Annotated in this window: 7 protein-coding genes; 4 read left to right on the forward strand and 3 right to left on the reverse strand. The window is 74.0% G+C overall.

The annotated features are described in order from the left end of the window. Nucleotides 1–178 precede the first annotated feature (178 nt). Nucleotides 179–1,657, forward strand: a complete 1,479-nt coding sequence (locus tag JS756_RS28095; protein ID WP_205386038.1) for an FAD-binding protein — start codon at nucleotides 179–181, stop codon at nucleotides 1,655–1,657. A gap of 69 nt (nucleotides 1,658–1,726) precedes the next feature. On the opposite strand, the gene JS756_RS28100 is transcribed toward JS756_RS28095, so the two are convergent. From JS756_RS28100 to JS756_RS28110, 3 genes are all read right to left on the reverse strand, one after another. Further along, nucleotides 1,727–3,277, reverse strand: coding sequence for an alpha/beta hydrolase (locus JS756_RS28100; protein ID WP_205386039.1), 1,551 nt, complete (start codon nucleotides 3,275–3,277; stop codon nucleotides 1,727–1,729). Nucleotides 3,278–3,420: 143 nt separating this feature from the next. Continuing rightward, complete coding sequence (locus tag JS756_RS28105) at nucleotides 3,421–4,968, reverse strand: alpha/beta hydrolase (RefSeq protein WP_205386040.1); 1,548 nt, start codon at nucleotides 4,966–4,968, stop codon at nucleotides 3,421–3,423. Between the two features lie 72 nt (nucleotides 4,969–5,040). Then, on the reverse strand, nucleotides 5,041–7,797 hold the full coding sequence (locus JS756_RS28110) for a lysylphosphatidylglycerol synthase transmembrane domain-containing protein (protein ID WP_205386041.1): 2,757 nt from the start codon (nucleotides 7,795–7,797) through the stop codon (nucleotides 5,041–5,043). Between the two features lie 197 nt (nucleotides 7,798–7,994). Here JS756_RS28110 and JS756_RS28115 point away from each other — a divergent pair, with 197 nt between their 5' ends. The 3 genes from JS756_RS28115 to JS756_RS28125 all read left to right on the forward strand — a co-directional run bounded on the left by JS756_RS28115 (nucleotide 7,995) and on the right by JS756_RS28125 (nucleotide 15,880). Then, nucleotides 7,995–8,381, forward strand: coding sequence for an MGMT family protein (locus JS756_RS28115; RefSeq protein WP_205386042.1), 387 nt, complete (start codon nucleotides 7,995–7,997; stop codon nucleotides 8,379–8,381). A gap of 275 nt (nucleotides 8,382–8,656) precedes the next feature. Then, complete coding sequence (locus tag JS756_RS28120; RefSeq protein ID WP_205386043.1) at nucleotides 8,657–12,034, forward strand: ATP-dependent helicase; 3,378 nt, start codon at nucleotides 8,657–8,659, stop codon at nucleotides 12,032–12,034. Nucleotides 12,035–12,148: 114 nt separating this feature from the next. Then, nucleotides 12,149–15,880 carry a UvrD-helicase domain-containing protein gene (locus JS756_RS28125; RefSeq protein ID WP_205386044.1) on the forward strand — a complete coding sequence of 1,244 codons (3,732 nt, stop codon included), beginning with the start codon at nucleotides 12,149–12,151 and terminating at the stop codon, nucleotides 15,878–15,880. Nucleotides 15,881–15,887: the final 7 nt, after the last annotated feature.

Raw genomic sequence — 15,887 nt, forward strand, 5'->3', positions numbered from 1 at the left:
ACGCAACCGGATACTTCTTCTGCGAGGACACGACACCCCTGCCCGGCCGAACGGAAACGACAAGGGGAGCCTGCCCGACCCTCAACTCCACCAACCAGAACAATACTTAGCCGCAACAATCTACTAGGCTTGGGTGGATTTGACTCTTTGCGATCACTTCTCAGGGGGAGTCCCACCTATGTCCCGCACACCGTCCAGACGCAGTCTGCTCCGCGGACTCACGGTCGTCGGCGCCGCGGTGATCGGCTTCGATCCCGCCACCCGCAGTTGGGCCGCTGAGGGAACCCAACCGGACACGGGCGCCGATGCCGCTCTCGCGACGGTGCCCAGGCTCGACGGCACTCTCGTCATGGACGAGGCGTCGCTCGCCGCAGCGTCCGAGGACTACGGTCACATGGTCCACCACCGCCCCGTCGCGGTGCTGCGACCGGGGTCGGCCAGCGACGTCGTCGCCATGATCCGCTTCTGCAACGACCACGACCTGCCGGTCGCGCCCCGCGGCCAGGGCCACCAGACCTTCGGTCAGGCCCAGGTGCAGGACGGCCTGGTCATCGAGACCGCGACGCTCGCGGAGATCGGCCCGCTCTGCCCGCAGAGCAGCACCGTCACCGTCGGAGCCGGCGCCAAGTGGAGCGACGTGGCCCGGGTGACGCTCGCCCACGGCCTCACGCCGCCCGTCCTCACCGACTACATCGAACTCTCCGTCGGCGGCACGCTGTCCGTGGGCGGCATCGGCGGCCAGGCCCACCGGTACGGCGTCCAGGTCGACAACGTCGCGGAACTCCGCGTCGTCACCGGCGCGGGTGAACTGGTCCGCTGCTCCCCGGCTCGCCGCTCTGACCTCTTCCACGCCGTCCTGGCCGGTCTCGGCCAGTGCGCCGTCATCGTGGAGGCCACGCTGCGCCTGGTCCGGGCGCCGGAGCGGGTGCGGCACTACCTGCTGACCTACCACGACCTGGAGACCTTCGTCGAGGACCAGCGCCTGCTCGTCGAGGAGGACCGCTTCGCGTACGTCGGCGGCCAGATCTCCGCGGACGCCGGCGGCGCCTTCCGCGTCCACACCCTGGAGGCCGTCGCCTACGGCCCGCCCGTCGGCCCCGCTCCCGACGACGCCGCCCTCCTGCGCGGCCTGCGCCACTCCGGCGTCGAACAGGCCGACCTGCCCTACTTCGACTTCCTCGATCGGCTGGCCCCGCTCGTCGCCTCCCTGAAGGAGGCCGGCTTCTGGACCTATGCGCACCCCTGGCTCAACCTGATCCTCCCGGGCGACCGCGCCGCAGCGCTCAGCGCACCGGTCCTGGACGCCCTCACCCCGGCCGAACTGGGCCCCGGGGTGATCCAGCTCTACCCCATGCGGCGCGACCGCCTCACCACGCCGCTCTTCCGCGCCCCGGACGACCCACTGCCGTACCTCTTCGACGTCCTGCCGGCCACTCCGCCCGACGACAGCGCCGCCGTCGACCGCCGTCTCGCGGCCAACCGCGCCGCCTACGAGGCCGCCGCCGCGGCCGGCGGAACCCAGTACCCCGTCGGGAGCATCCCCTTCAGCCGCGAGGACTGGCAGACCCAGTTCGGGGAGGCCTGGCCGCGGCTGGCGGAGGCGAAGTGGAGGTACGACCCGCGCCAACTCCTGACCCCCGGCCAGGGCATCTTCTGATCGGCACGCCGTGGACGGGCCGCCCGGCGGACCCGGTGGACGATCGCGCCCACCGGGCGGCCCCCGGTGTCAGGAGCAGACCTTGCCGTCCTGCGGCACCGAGCCCTTCAGCAGGTAGGCGTCGATCGTGGAGTCCACGCAGTCGCTGCCGCTGCCGTACGCCCCATGGCCCTCGCCCTTCCAGGTGAGCACCACCCCGACGCCCTTGCCGAGTTCCTGGGCCATCCGCCTGGCGCCCTCGTAGGGCGTGGCCGGGTCGCCGGTGTTGCCGACGACCAGGATCGGCGCCGAGCCCGGCGCGCTCACCTCCGGGGTGTCGTACTGGCCCGGCACCGGCCAGTCGTGGCACCAACCGGCCGTGTCCCAGCCGAGGAAGGACCCGAAGACGGGGGAGATCTTCTCGAACTCCGGCAGCCGCTTCTTCGTGTCCGCCACCGTCGGCCGCTGCTTGTCGTCCAGGCACGAAATGACCCGCTGCGAATGGGTGGTGGTGCCGTAGTGCCCCGAGCCGTCGCGATCGTTGTAGCCGTCGGCGAGGGCCAGCAGCTCGGAGCCGTCGCCCTCGTCGGCCGCCTTCAGGGCGCTGGTCAGGCTCGGCCAGCTGTCCTGGCTGTACAGCGGCAGGACGATGCCCGTGACGGCGAGGGTCTGCGTGAGTTTCCGGCCCGACGAGGTCGGCAGGGGCTCGGAGTCGAGCCGCTTCAGCAGAGCAGCGATCTTCCGGCTGCCCCGGTCGGGGTCCTGGCCGGTCGATCTCAGGTAGTCCTCCAGGGCGCGCTGGAAGCCGCGCGCCTGGTTCTCGGCGTGGCCGACCGTGTCGGCGCTCGGGTCGACGACCGCGTCCAGCACCAGGCGCCCCACACGGCCGGGGAACAGGTGGGCGTAGACGCCGCCGAGCTCGGTGCCGTAGGAGATGCCGAAGTAGTGCATCCTGTCGTCGCCGAGGACCTGGCGCATCAGGTCCATGTCGCGGGCGGTGTCCGTGGTCGACACGTGCCCCATGAGCTTCCCGGCGGCCTTCTGGCAGCCCTTGCCGAAGTCGGTGGCGTCCTTGAGGTACGCCGCCTCCTCGGCCGGGGTGTCCGGTGTGGCGTCGACGGACTCGGCGGCCTGGATCGCGTCGTCGCTGCGGCAGCGCACGCCGTGGCTGGCGGCGACGCCGCGCGGATCCCAACTGACCAGGTCGTACCGCTCGTGCAGGGAGGAGACGAGCGAGGCGTAGGCCGGCATCGTGGCCACGCCGGAGCCGCCGGGGCCGCCGAAGTTGAACAGCAGCGACCCGATGCGGTCGCCGCCCCGGGCCTTCTCTCTGATCAGGGCGAGTCCGATCGTCTCCCCGCCGGGCTTCGACCAGTCCAAGGGGACCTTGAGCGTTGCGCACTGCCAGTCGCCGCCGGGCGCGGGGGAGTCCGCCGTGGCCCGGCAGCGCCCCCAGCCGAGCTTCTGCGCGGTCAGCGACGACGGCAGCTCCGCCGCGGAGCCGGACGGGGCGGACGCGCTGCCCGTCCCCGCGCTCTGGCCCCCGCCCCTGCCGTCGTCGGACGACGATCCGCTGCTGCATCCCGCCACCAGCAGTGCGGCGGCGGCACCGAAGGCCGTCCACCGAGCCAGTCGCACCATGTGCCTTCCCCCCTCGTGAGCCGTCCGCATCGGGCGTCGGACGGCGGTCAGGCCATAGTAGGCGGATCACAGCCCACCCGTCCGAGCCTGTGGATAACCTCCTGACCTGGCGGTTCACTGGATCGGAGGGGAATAGTCCGGGGTCACGGGCCGCAGACGGTGCCGGCGGTGGGCACCTTCCCCTCCAGCAGGTAGCCGTTCACCGCGCTCTGCACGCAGGGGTTCTTGCTGTCGTACGCGCCGTGTCCCTGGCCCCGGTAGGTCAGCTCCACGCCGACTCCGTCGCCGAGCGCCTGCACCATCTTCCGCGCGCCCTCGTAGGGCGTCGCCGGATCGCCGGTGTTGCCGACGACGAGGATCGGCGCCGAACCAGGCGCGCTCACGTCGGGGTGGTCGGCGGCGCCGGGCACGGCCCAGTCCGTGCAGCTGACCATGCCCCAGGCGAGGTAGGCGCCGAACAGCGGCGAGGCGGCCCGGAACTCCGGCAGCTTCTGCTCCACGTAGGCCGTGCCGTACCGGGGCTTCTCGTCGGCGCAGTTGATGGCGACGTTGGCGGCGGTGATGTTGCTGTACTCGCCGTTCTCGTTGCGGCCGTTCAGCGAGTCGGACAGCGCCATGAGGATGCTGCCGTCGCCGCCGTAGGCCTGGTCCAGCCCTTCGGTGAGGTACGGCCAGAAGTCCTTCGAGTACAGGGCCTGCGCGATGCCGTTGGTCGCGTCGGTCTGGGTCAGCTCACGCGGGAAGATGCCCGGGATGGGCTTGCTGTCGAGGCCCGTCAGCAGCTCGGCGATGCGGGCCTTGACGTCCTGAGGGGTGTTCCCGACGGGGCAGTCCTCCTGCTGCGAGGTGCAGTCCTCGGCGAAGTTGTCGAGCGCGAGCTGGAAGCCCTTCGCCTGTCCCAGGGACCCCTGCTCGGGGGTCTGCGACGGATCCACGACCGCGTCGAAGACGGCCCGGCCCACCCGGTCGGGGAACAGGTGGGCGTAGACGCCGCCGAGCTCGGTGCCGTAGGAGATGCCGAAGTAGTACAGCTTGTCGTCGCCGAGGACCTGGCGCATCAGGTCCATGTCGCGGGCGGCGTCGGTGGTGCGCACATGCGGCAGGATCTGCTCGGAGTTCTTCTCGCAGGCCGCGTTGAACCGGCGCGTGTTGTCCAGCAGCGAGGCGCGCTCGGCCGCGTCGTCCGGGGTCGCGTCCTGCTGGAAGTAGGCGTCGAGCTGCTGGTCGTTCTCGCACTTCACGGGGGCGCTGCGCCCGACCCCGCGCGGGTCGAAGCTGACCAGGTCGTAGCGGGTGCGCAAGGTCGCGTAGTCCTCGCCGAAGGCGGGCAGGGTGGTGACACCCGAGCCACCGGGGCCGCCGAAGTTGAAGACCAGCGAGCCGATGCGCCGGCTCTCGGCGCCGGACGTCTTTGCCCGGATGAGCGCGAGGCCGATCGTTTCGCCCTGGGGGTCGTCCCAGTTCAGCGGCGCCTTCATGGTGGCGCACTGCCACGGGGCGCCGTCCGGGAGCGGCGAGGGCGCCGCGCCGCCGCCCTCCGCCGCGGACGGGGCCGGGCAGTCCTGCCAGTTCAGCTCCTGGGCCGTCAGGTCGCCGTCCGCGTCGGCGGTGTCGCTGCACCCCGCCAGCGGGGACGCCAGCAGCAGCGTGGCGGTCAGGGCGGCGGCGCGCAGCCGGGAGGGGTTGGGCATGGTCCCATCCTGCTGCGCGCCGCGCGAACGCGCGCGGGACGCGGGCCGTACGAGGTACGGGGGCCGCGCCTGCTACAGGGCGCCCTTGCGGGTCAGGTGGTTGAACGCCAGCCAGCCGGGCAGCACGGGCAGCCACAGCGTGAGCAGCCGGTACAGCAGGACGGCCGGTGCGGCGACCTCCTTGGGCAGGCCGACGGCGATCAGACCGACGGTCAGGGTCGCCTCGACGGCGCCCACGCCGCCCGGAGTCGGCGCCGCGGAGCCGAGGGCGTTGCCGGCGAGGAAGACGACGGCGACGCTCGCGATGCTCAACGTCGTGGACTCGCTGCCGAAGGCGCGGATGGAGGCGTCCAGGCACATCACGAAGCAGACCGTCAGCAGCAGGATCCCGCCGATGCCGGTGAGCAGCTTCTGGGGGCGCTGGAGCACGTCCAGCATGCGCGGCACGACCCCGGCGAAGAGCGACCGCACGCGCGTGACGACGAACTTCCGCAGGAACGGAACCGAGGTGACCACCAGCACGAGCACCGCCACCGTGAGCAGCCCGGCGATGACCGTGCGGGACGGCGACAGCGACGGGGTCTTCTCGGTGCCGGTGAGGTAGCCGAACGCCAGCAGCATCAGGATGTGCGCGCCGAGCCCGGCCAGCTGCGAGGCGCCCACGCTGGCCACCGCCAGCCCCGGACGGACCCCCGACCGCTGCAGGTAGCGCGTGTTCAGGGCCACGCCGCCGACCGCTGCGGGTGCCACGATCTTCACGAACGAGCCGGCCACCTGGGCCGCCACGGCGCGCAGGAACGGCACCCGCTCCGGTACGAACCCCAGCAGCTGCATGGCCGCCGCGACGTAGCTGAGCGACGAGAACAGCACCGCCGCCGCCACCCAGCCCCAGTTGGCATGGGCGATGAGCGGACCGAACTCGATGTGGGTGAGCTGTGTGAGCAGGAAGTACGCGCCGATGGCGCCGGCGAAGACGCTGATCAGCGTGCGCGGGCGCACACGCTCCAGCCGGGCGGGCTCGACGGGTGCCTGCGGCCGGATACGCAGCACCTCGTGCCGGATCTGCGTGAGCAGGTCCTCTTCGCGCGCCTCCTCCGCGGCCTCGTCGATGGCCCGCTTCTCGGCGCGCGTGTGCGCGCGTGCCGCCTTCTTGTCGGCGACGGACTCCGCGTCCTCGCCGGCCGCCTCCGCGCGGGCCAGCTTGGCCTGCCGGGAGGCGTCCAGCACCGCCTCCCGCTCGCGCTGCGCGCGCTCCCGGGCCAGCTTCCGCAGCGTCGCGCGCGTGTCGCGGGTCAGGGCGATCGGCTGGAGCATCGGCAGGCAGTCGGCGACCGCTTCGGGGCCGAGCACGCTCACGGCGGAGGCTGCGGCCCGTTCGGCGCCCACCCGCAGGGCGAGCGTGGTCACGAGCTGGGCGACGTCCATGCGCAGCAGCAGGTCGCCGGCGGCGATCTCGCCGCCGCGCAGGTCGGTCAGGATCACCTTGCCGGAACGATCCACCAGAATCGCGTCGCCGGCCAGCCTGCGATGCGCGATGCGGCGCGACTGCAGCGCCTGCACCTGCAGCCAGGTGCTGGTCAGCAGTTCGTCGGTGATCTCCTCGTCGGGCAGCGAGTCCAGTGTGTGTCCGCCGGTGTGCTCGTAGACGAGCATCACCGCGTCCGGGCCGAGCTCGGAGGTCGCGATCAGCTTGGGCGCGTTCGCGCCGGCCGCGATGGCCGCGTAGGCGAGCAGCGCCTCCTGCTCCAGGGCCTGCCGCAGCGACTGCAGGCTGCTGCGGGTGGCGAAGCCGCGCAGGGTCAGATTGCGCCAGGCGCGGTAGAAGAAGCCCTGTGCCTGCTGCTCGCGGTCGACGACCGTCACGTCCAGCGGCGGACCGTCCTCCAGGGTGACGAAGTAGCGCCGGCCGCGGTCGGCGTTCTCGGCGGCCTCCCCGGCGTCCTCGCGGGCCGCGCTCACCGGGTGGAAGCCGACGGTCCGCAGGCCCGCCATCAGCGTCTGCCCGGTGGGGCGGACGTTGGGGGAGCCGACCGCGTACAGCGTGCCGTACGCCACCGTCCAGCCGATGAGGACCGTCAGGATGATCGAGAAGGGGGTCGTGTAGCCGGTGACGAGCATCGAGAACGCGTCGAGCAGCAGCACGATCCACAGCACCGACCGCCAGCGCGGTCTGCGGGACATGCCGACGGCGGTCATGTACGCGATGACGGGCGCGAGATAGCCGTGGACCGGGTCCGTCAGCGCCTGGATGTCGCTGGGGGAGGGCTGGGTGAGTGCCTCCTGGATCGAGCCGGGTGCGGCCTTGGCCACCCACAGATCCGTGGCGAGGGTCACACCGTGGGCGAGGACGGCCGCCAGTACTCCGTCGGCGATGCGCAGTCCGTCCCGCTTGATCAGGCGTTCGATCGCGAACGCGACCGGCACCAGCAGGATCGCGATGCTGGAGGCCAGTCCCGCGATCTTGATGAGCAGATCGGGAGCCTGGCCGGTGCCCTTGTTGATGTCCTGTTCGAGACCCGAGGTCGTGCCGTGGGCGAAGGCCGCGATGCCGAGCAGGACCGCGATGGCGAGCACACCCACCAGCAGCCGCATGAGGTCCGAAGGGCGGTGCACGCGCGCGGGGAGCAGCGGCTCGTCGCCCTCCACCTCGTCGATGTGCGCCACCTCACGCGCCTCGCCGGGGGCAGGAGCGTCGTCGTCGCTCCGGTCGTCCGGGGCGGGCTCCGCGCCGTCCTGATCGCTCCGGCCGTCCTGGCCGTCGGTGCCGGGGCGCGACGCCACGCCAGAGGTGCCCTCCGCGTCCCCGGGGTGCACACCCTGCTGTTTCATCGTCTCTTCTTGGTCTCGTATCACCGGTCACCGCCCGCACGATGGTGGCATGCCGCACCGACACACGGGGGCATCAGGGTGCAAATGCGGGGGCGCACAGTCTGCCGGAAGCGCCGCCCCGGGGCGAGGGCCACGCACTGTCCCGCGGCCGTCGCGCGGCCGTCGCCCTGTCGGTGGGGTGGTGCAGGATGGGGCGAATGAGCGAGCAGAGCCTTCCGGGCGACGCCCACCCGGCGTACGCCGACGCGCTGCCCGAGTACGCCGAGCGGGTCCTCGAGGTCGCGGAGTCCGTGCCGCCCGGGCGGGTCCTGACCTACGGGGACGTCGCCGAGTGGCTGCAGGAGGGAGGGCCGCGGCAGGTCGGCCGGGTGATGGCCCTCTACGGGGGTGCCGTGCCCTGGTGGCGTGTCGTGCGCGCCGACGGCGTGCTGCTCCCCGGGCACGAGCTGCGGGCGCTCGCCCACTACCGCGAGGAGGGGACGCCGCTGAAGGAAGCGGGCAGAGCCGCCGAGGGTCATCTGCCGCGCCTCGACATGCGCCGGGCGCGGTGGGACGGCGGTGGACACGCACAGGGTCACACCTGACAGCTTCCGGCATCGTCCGCGTCCCTGTGCGACGCGTGATCCGTACGGGGGAATCGGGGCACGCGGGTGCCATGACGTACGTTCGTGAGGCGAGGGGCCGGCGTGGCCCGGGTGCCAGGAGTGCCGCGCGTGCTCCGCGAGAAGAAGGGGAAGCCCTGCTTCCGCACTGGTCGCCCGCGTAGCGTCGGCCGCGCACGCCCCCTTCATCCCGCCGCCACCGATCCGCACGCGCGGCGGTCGCCCCACCAGAACACCCACCAGGACCGGCGAACCACGTGAGCTCCTCTTCCTCCACCAGGCGCCTCGCGCACCCCCAGGTGCGCGGGGGGAACCGTGGCGCTCACCGACTGGTCCGTACCCCGCCGGCCCGTCTGGCTCCCCCTCGTCTGGACGCCGCCCAGCGCAGCGTGGTTGACCACCGGGTCGGCCCGCTGCTCGTTCTCGCGGGCCCGGGCACCGGTAAGACCACCACACTGGTCGAGTCCGTGGCCGCCCGGATCGCGCGCGGCGGCGACCCCGCCCGGATCCTGGTGCTGACCTTCAGCCGCAAGGCCGCCGTCGAACTGCGCGACCGCATGGCCCTGCGCATGGGAGCCGCCCGCGCCCCCCAGGCGACCACCTTCCACTCGTTCTGCTACGCCCTGGTCCGCGCCCACCAGGACAGCACCCTGTTCGCCGAACCGCTGCGGCTGCTGTCCGGCCCCGAGCAGGACGTCACCGTCCGGGAGCTGCTCGCGGGCCAGACCGGGCTGGAGCGACTCGGCCTCGCACACGTGCGCTGGCCGGACGAGCTGCGGGCCTGCCTGACCACCCGGGGCTTCGCCGACGAGGTGCGGGCCGTCCTCGCCCGCAGCCGCGAACTGGGCCTCGGCCCCGACGCCCTGGCCGCCTTCGCCCGCCGCATCGGCCGTCCCGACTGGGGCGCCGCCGCCGCGTTCCTCGCCGAGTACCTGGACGTCCTCGACCTGCAGGGCGTGCTCGACTACGCCGAGCTGGTCCACCGCGCGGTTCTTCTCGCCGGCCGCCCCGAGGCCGCCGCCCGACTCGCCGACCGGTACGACGCCGTGTACGTCGACGAGTACCAGGACACCGACCCCGCCCAGGTCCGGCTGCTGCACGCGCTGGCCGGCGGCGGGCGCACCCTCGTCGCCCTCGGCGACCCCGACCAGTCGATCTACGCCTTCCGCGGCGCCGACGTCGGCGGCATCCTCGACTTCCCGCAGTCCTTCCCGCGCACGGACGGCCGGCCGGCGCCCGTCGAGGTCCTGCGGGTCTCCCGCCGCTCCTCGGCCGCCCTGCTGGCCGCCACCCGGCTGCTGACCCGGCGCATGCCCCTCACCCGTCTCCCGGCCGACAGGGTGCGCGCCCACCGGGAACTCACCCCCCTCCGCGAGGGGGGCCGCGTCGAGGTGTACACCTACCCGACGTCCGGCACCGAGCTGGACAACATCGCCGACATCCTGCGCAGGGCCCATCTGGAGGACGGCGTCCCCTGGCGTGAGATGGCCGTCCTGGTGCGTGCGGGCTCCCGCACGATCCCCACGGTCCGCCGCACCCTCACCGCGGCCGGCGTCCCGCTGGACATCGACGGCGACGACCTGCCGCTGCGCCACGAACCCGCGGTCGCCCCACTGCTGACCGCACTGCGAGCGGTGGCGGCCGCCGAGGCCGAGCGGCCGGGGGACCGCACCGCGGACGCGCCGCCCGACGAGGACGCCCCGCCCGACGGCGAAGCCCCGTCCGACACGACGGACGCGGAGCCAGGCCCCTGCTGGCTCGACACCGAGACCGCCCTCACTCTTCTCGCCTCGCCCCTCGCCGGCATGGATGCCGCCGACCTGCGCCGTCTCGGCCGTGCCCTGCGCGAGGAGGAGCGCGCCGCGGGCAACCCGCTGCCGCCGCCCTCGGACCACCTGCTCACCCGGGCCCTCGCCGAGCCCGAGCGGCTCGCCGTGCACGACCCGGCGTACGCACGCGGCGCCCAGCGCCTGGGCGCCCTCCTGGGCAGGGCCCGCGAGCGCCTCGCAGGCGGGGGCACCGCCGAGGAGGCGCTGTGGGACCTCTGGGACGGCACGCCGTGGCCCTCGCGCCTGGAACGCGCCGCCCGCCGCGGCGGCGCCGCCGGCCGCAACGCCGACCGCGACCTGGACGCCGTGTGCGCCCTGTTCGCGACCGCCGCGCGCGCGGAGGAGCGCACCGGCGGGCGGGGCGCCCTGAACTTCCTGGCGGAGATCGAGGCCGAGGACATCGCCGCCGACACCCTCACCCGGCGCGCCCAGCGGCCCGACGCGGTCCGCCTGATGACCGCGCACCGCGCCAAGGGCCTGCAGTGGCGCCTGGTCGTCGTCGCGGGAGTCCAGGAGGGCCTGTGGCCCGACGTGCGCCGCCGCGGCTCGCTGCTGGAGGCCGACCGCATCGGCCGCGACGGACTCGCCCAGCCTCTCACCCCGGGCGCGCTCCTCGCCGAGGAGCGCCGCCTGTTCTACGTCGCCGCCACGCGCGCGCGTGAACGTCTCGTCGTCACCGCGGTGAAGGCCCCCGCCGACGACGGCGACCAGCCCTCCCGCTTCCTCACCGAACTCGGCGTCGAGCCGAAGGACGTCACCGGCCGGCCGCGCCGCCCCCTGTCCGTCGCCGCGCTCGTCGCCGAACTGCGGGCCACCACGGTCGACCCGCGTGCCTCCGCCGCCCTCCGGGAGGCCGCCGCCCGCCGGCTGGCCCGGCTCGCCGCCCTCAGCGACGACGACGGCCGCCCCCTGGTGCCGTCCGCGCACCCCTATCGGTGGTGGGGCATGTGGGACCCGACCGAGAGCAAGGTGCCGCTGCGCGATCGCACCCAGCCCGTCGCGCTGTCCGGCAGCGCCCTCGACCAGCTCGCGGGCACCTGCGCCCTGCAGTGGTTCCTCGGCCGCGAGGTCAGGGCCGACGCGCCCGCGACCGCGGCCCAGGGCTTCGGCAACGTCGTCCACGCCCTCGCCGACGAGGTCGCCTCCGGCCACACCCCGGCCGACCTCGCCGTCCTCATGGAACGCCTGGACTCCGTCTGGAACGCGCTCGCCTTCGACGCGCCGTGGAAGTCGCAGCAGGAGAAGGACAACGCGCGCGTGGCGCTGGAGCGCTTCCTGAGGTGGCACGTCATGGACCGCGCCGGCCGCACCCCGGTCGCCAGCGAGCACGACTTCGACGTCACCCTGGAGGCCGGGGACCACACCGTGCGCATCCGCGGCCAGATGGACCGCGTCGAGTCCGACGGCGAGGGCCGCGCCTACGTCGTCGACTTCAAGACCGGCAAGCAGGCCCCCAGCGCCGCCGAGGTGGCCCGCCACCCGCAACTCGCCGTCTACCAGCTCGCCGTGCGCGAGGGCGCCGTCGACACGGCCTTCGACGGGGTCCGCCCCGCACCCGGCGGCGCCGAACTGGTCCAGCTGCGGCAGGGCGCGGCGAAGCGGGAGGGCGGCGAGACGCTGCCCAAGGTGCAGGCCCAGGAGGCCCTGGACGGCACGTCGGGCGAGTGGGTGGGCGAACTCCTCGCCACCGCCGCCGGCAAGGTCCTCGACGAGCGCTTCACCCCGACCGCCGGGCAGCACTGCACGCACTGCGCCTTCCGTACCTCCTGCAGCGCCCGGCCCGAGGGGCGCCACGTGGTGGAGTGACAGGCCGGGCGCGGCCCTGTGACGGAACGCACCACACGCGCTGACCTGCGCCGGCCCCGGCGCGGCGGAGCGGGGCGGCCGTCGCTGTCGGTACCCCCCGCTAGCCTCTCTGAGGTGTCCGCGCGCCTCACCGACCCCGAGCAGCTCAAAGAGCTCCTCGGCATCCCCTTCACCCCGGAGCAGACGGCCTGCATCGTCGCGCCGCCCGCCCCGCAGGTGATCGTGGCCGGAGCCGGATCCGGCAAGACGACGGTGATGGCGGCCCGCGTGGTGTGGCTGGTCGGCACCGGGCAGGTCGCCCCCGAACAGGTCCTCGGCCTGACCTTCACCAACAAGGCCGCCGGCGAACTCGCCGAGCGCGTCCGCAAGGCCCTGGCCGCGGCGGGCGTCACCGACCCCGACGCCATCGACCCCGACCACCCGGCCGGCGAGCCGGTGATCTCCACCTACCACGCCTTCGCCGGCCGTCTGCTGACCGACCACGGCCTGCGCATCGGCCTGGAGCCGACCGCCCGCCTCCTCGCCGACGCCAGCCGCTACCAGCTCGCCGCGCGCGTCCTGCGCGAGGCCCCCGGCCCCTACCCGGCCCTCGTCCGCTCCTTCCCCGACCTCGTCAGCGACCTGCTCGCGCTCGACGCCGAACTCGCCGAGCACCTCGTACGGCCCGAGGCGCTGCGCGCGTACGACGCCGAGCTGCTGTTGAGCCTGGACGGCGTCCGACTCAGCAACGCCGACCTGCGCAAGGTCCCCGAGACGGCCGCCGCCCGCCGCGAGCTGGCCGAGCTGGTGGTGCGCTACCGGAGCGCCAAGCGCGAACGGGACCTGCTCGACTTCGGCGACCAGATCGCCCTCGCCGCGCGGCTCGCCCGGCTCCCCGAGGTCGGCCGCATCCTGCGGGAGGAGTTCCGCGTCGTCCTCCTCGACGAGTACCAGGACACCTCCGTCGCCCAGCGCATCCTCCTCGCGGGCCTGTTCGGCGGCGGCACCGGCCACCCGGTGACCGCCGTCGGCGACCCGTGCCAGGCGATCTACGGCTGGCGCGGCGCCTCCGTCGCCAACCTCGACGACTTTCCCGAGCACTTCGCGCACGCCGACGGCCGCACCGCCACCCGGCAGGCACTCAGCGAGAACCGGCGCAGCGGCGGTCGCCTCCTCGACCTCGCCAACGGCCTGGCCACCCCCCTGCGGGCCATGCACGCGGGCGTGGAGGCCCTGCGCCCTGCCCCCGGAGCCGAACACGACGGAAGCGTGCGCTGCGCTCTGCTGCCGACCCACGCCGAGGAGATCGACTGGATCGCCGGCTCGATCGCCCACCTGGTGCACACCGGCACCGCCCCCGGCGAGATCGCCGTACTGTGCCGGACCGCGACCGACTTCGCGGAGATCCAGGGCGCGCTCGTCGCCCGCGACATCCCCGTCGAGGTCGTCGGCCTCTCCGGGCTCCTCCACCTGCCCGAGGTCGCCGACCTCGTCGCCGTCTGCGAGGTCCTGCAGGACCCCGGCGCCAACGCCTGCCTGGTCCGGCTGCTCACCGGGCCCCGCTGGCGCATCGGCCCGCGCGACCTGGCCCTGCTGGGCCGCCGCGCCCGGCTGCTGGTGTCCCACGCACGCGTGGACGGCGACGAGGACCCCGACCGCCGGCTGGCCGCCGCCGTCGAGGGCGTCGACCCGGCGGAGGTGATATCGCTCGCCGACGCACTCGACACCTTCCTGGAGACCTCGCTCGCCGACGCCGGCCACGACGACGGGCTGCCCTTCTCGCCGGACGCGCGCGTGCGGTTCGCCCGCCTCGCCGCCGAACTGCGCGACCTGCGCCGCTCGCTCGCCGACCCGCTCATGGACGTGCTGCACCGTGTCCTCGCCGTCACCGGGCTGGAGGTCGAGCTGTCGGCGTCCCCGCACGCCCTCGCCGCCCGCCGCCGCGAGACCCTGTCCAACTTCCTGGACATCGCCGCCTCCTTCGCCGCCGGCGACAACGAGGCCTCGCTGCTGGCCTTCCTCGGCTTCCTGCGCACCGCCGCGCAGTACGAGAAGGGCCTCGACAACGCCCTGCCGGGCGGCGAGAACACCGTCAAGGTCCTCACCGCGCACAAGTCCAAAGGGCTGGAGTGGGACGTCGTCGCCGTCCCGGGACTGGTCACCGGCACCTTCCCCAGCGGCCAGGGGCGAGAGAAGTGGACCGCCCAGGCCAAGGTGCTGCCGCACGGCCTGCGCGGTGACGCCGACACCCTGCCCGACGTGCAGGCGTGGGACGCGCGCGGCCTGAAGTCCTTCCACGACGCCATGAAGGACCACCAGCACACCGAGGAGCTCCGGCTCGGCTACGTCACCTTCACCCGCCCCCGCTCGCTGCTCCTCGGCTCCGGGCACTGGTGGGGACCCACCCAGAAGAGGCCGCGCGGCCCGTCCGACTTCCTGCTCGCCCTGTACGACCACTGCGCGGCCGGGTACGGCGAGATCGAGGCCTGGTCCGACGCACCCGAGGAGGGCGAGGAGAACCCCGCCCTGCACCGGGCCACCGCCGACCTGGCCTGGCCCCTGCCGCTCGACGACGAGGCCCTGGCCCGCCGCCGTGCCGCCGCCGAGACGGTCCTGGCCCACCTGGACGCCCTCACCGCCGGGCCGCCCGGCCGCCCGACGGCCACCCATGCCCCGGACAGCCACCACGACCCCGACTGGCCCCCGCCGCCCGCGGAGGACGACCTGCCGTACGACGACGCGGGCTCCCCGTACGACGAGGCGCACCCGGGGGACGAGGACGGTCCGCCGTACGACGGTACCGACCCGTTGTACGAGGACACGGCGCCACCGCCCGACGAGGCCGAACCCCGGTACGACGACGGTGACCCGCCGTACGACCGGGACGACCCGTTCGAGGCCGGGCAGGTGGACGCCGGCCCGCACGGTCACCACGCACCCGGTCGCAGCCCGTTCGACGGCACCTCGCCGGACGGCGATCCGTCCGACGGCCCTGCCCCCCCACGGAACGCGCACCCCACGGATCGGCCGGTGCTCCCGCACCAGGCGACCGCGCCGGAGCCCAGCAGCGCGCGCCCGGGGCGCCCGGAGCACACCGGCGCGCCCGCAGACCCCCGCGCGCCGCTGGCCGCATCCCTCACTCCCGAGGAGGCCCGCACCGTCGCCTCCTGGGACCGCGATCTCGACGCGCTCGCCGGGGAACTGCTGCGCGCCCGGCAGACGGTCACGGAGGTCCCCCTGCCCACGTCGCTGAGCGCGTCGCAGCTCCTGCGCCTGGCCGCCGACCCGGACGGCTTCGCACAGGAACTCGCGCGCCCCATGCCCCGCCCTCCGCAGCCGGCCGCACGCCGGGGCACCCGCTTCCACGCCTGGGTCGAGGCCCGCTTCGAGGAACTCACCCTGCCCCTGCTGGAGCCGGACGAGTTGCCCGGCAGCGAGGCCGAGATCGCCGACGAACGCGAGCTGGAGGCCCTCAAGGAGGCCTTCGAACGCACCGCGTACGCCCAGCGCACGCCCCACCTCGTCGAGGCCCCCTTCCAGATCGACATCGCCGGCCGCGTCGTGCGGGGCCGCATCGACGCCGTCTACAGGGAAGGCGACGGCGACTCGACGACGTACGAGATCGTCGACTGGAAGACCGGCCGCACCCGCGACGCCGACCCGCTCCAGCTCGCTGTGTACCGCCTGGCCTGGGCCGAGCAGCAGGGCGTCCCTCCGGAGTCGGTCACGGCGGCCTTCCTGTACGTCCGCACCGGTGAGGTCGTCCGTCCCGACGACCTGCCCGACCGGGCCGCGCTGGAGCGACTGCTGCTCGGTGAGCCGCCGTGTGACGAACGGCCCAGCCGGGACGTCACCGAGTGCCGATAGGCTCGTG

This window comes from Streptomyces actuosus, from assembly GCF_016921115.1.
Taxonomy (GTDB): domain Bacteria; phylum Actinomycetota; class Actinomycetes; order Streptomycetales; family Streptomycetaceae; genus Streptomyces; species Streptomyces actuosus_A.

Bases quoted from the DNA above. Each gene is read 5' to 3' on its own strand.
- JS756_RS28105 (WP_205386040.1), bottom strand. From the start codon at position 4,968: ATGCCCAACCCCTCCCGGCTGCGCGCCGCCGCCCTGACCGCCACGCTG.
- JS756_RS28100 (WP_205386039.1), bottom strand. From the start codon at position 3,277: ATGGTGCGACTGGCTCGGTGGACGGCCTTCGGTGCCGCCGCCGCACTG.
- JS756_RS28095 (WP_205386038.1), top strand. From the start codon at position 179: ATGTCCCGCACACCGTCCAGACGCAGTCTGCTCCGCGGACTCACGGTC.
- JS756_RS28110 (WP_205386041.1), bottom strand. From the start codon at position 7,797: ATGAAACAGCAGGGTGTGCACCCCGGGGACGCGGAGGGCACCTCTGGC.
- JS756_RS28115 (WP_205386042.1), top strand. From the start codon at position 7,995: ATGAGCGAGCAGAGCCTTCCGGGCGACGCCCACCCGGCGTACGCCGAC.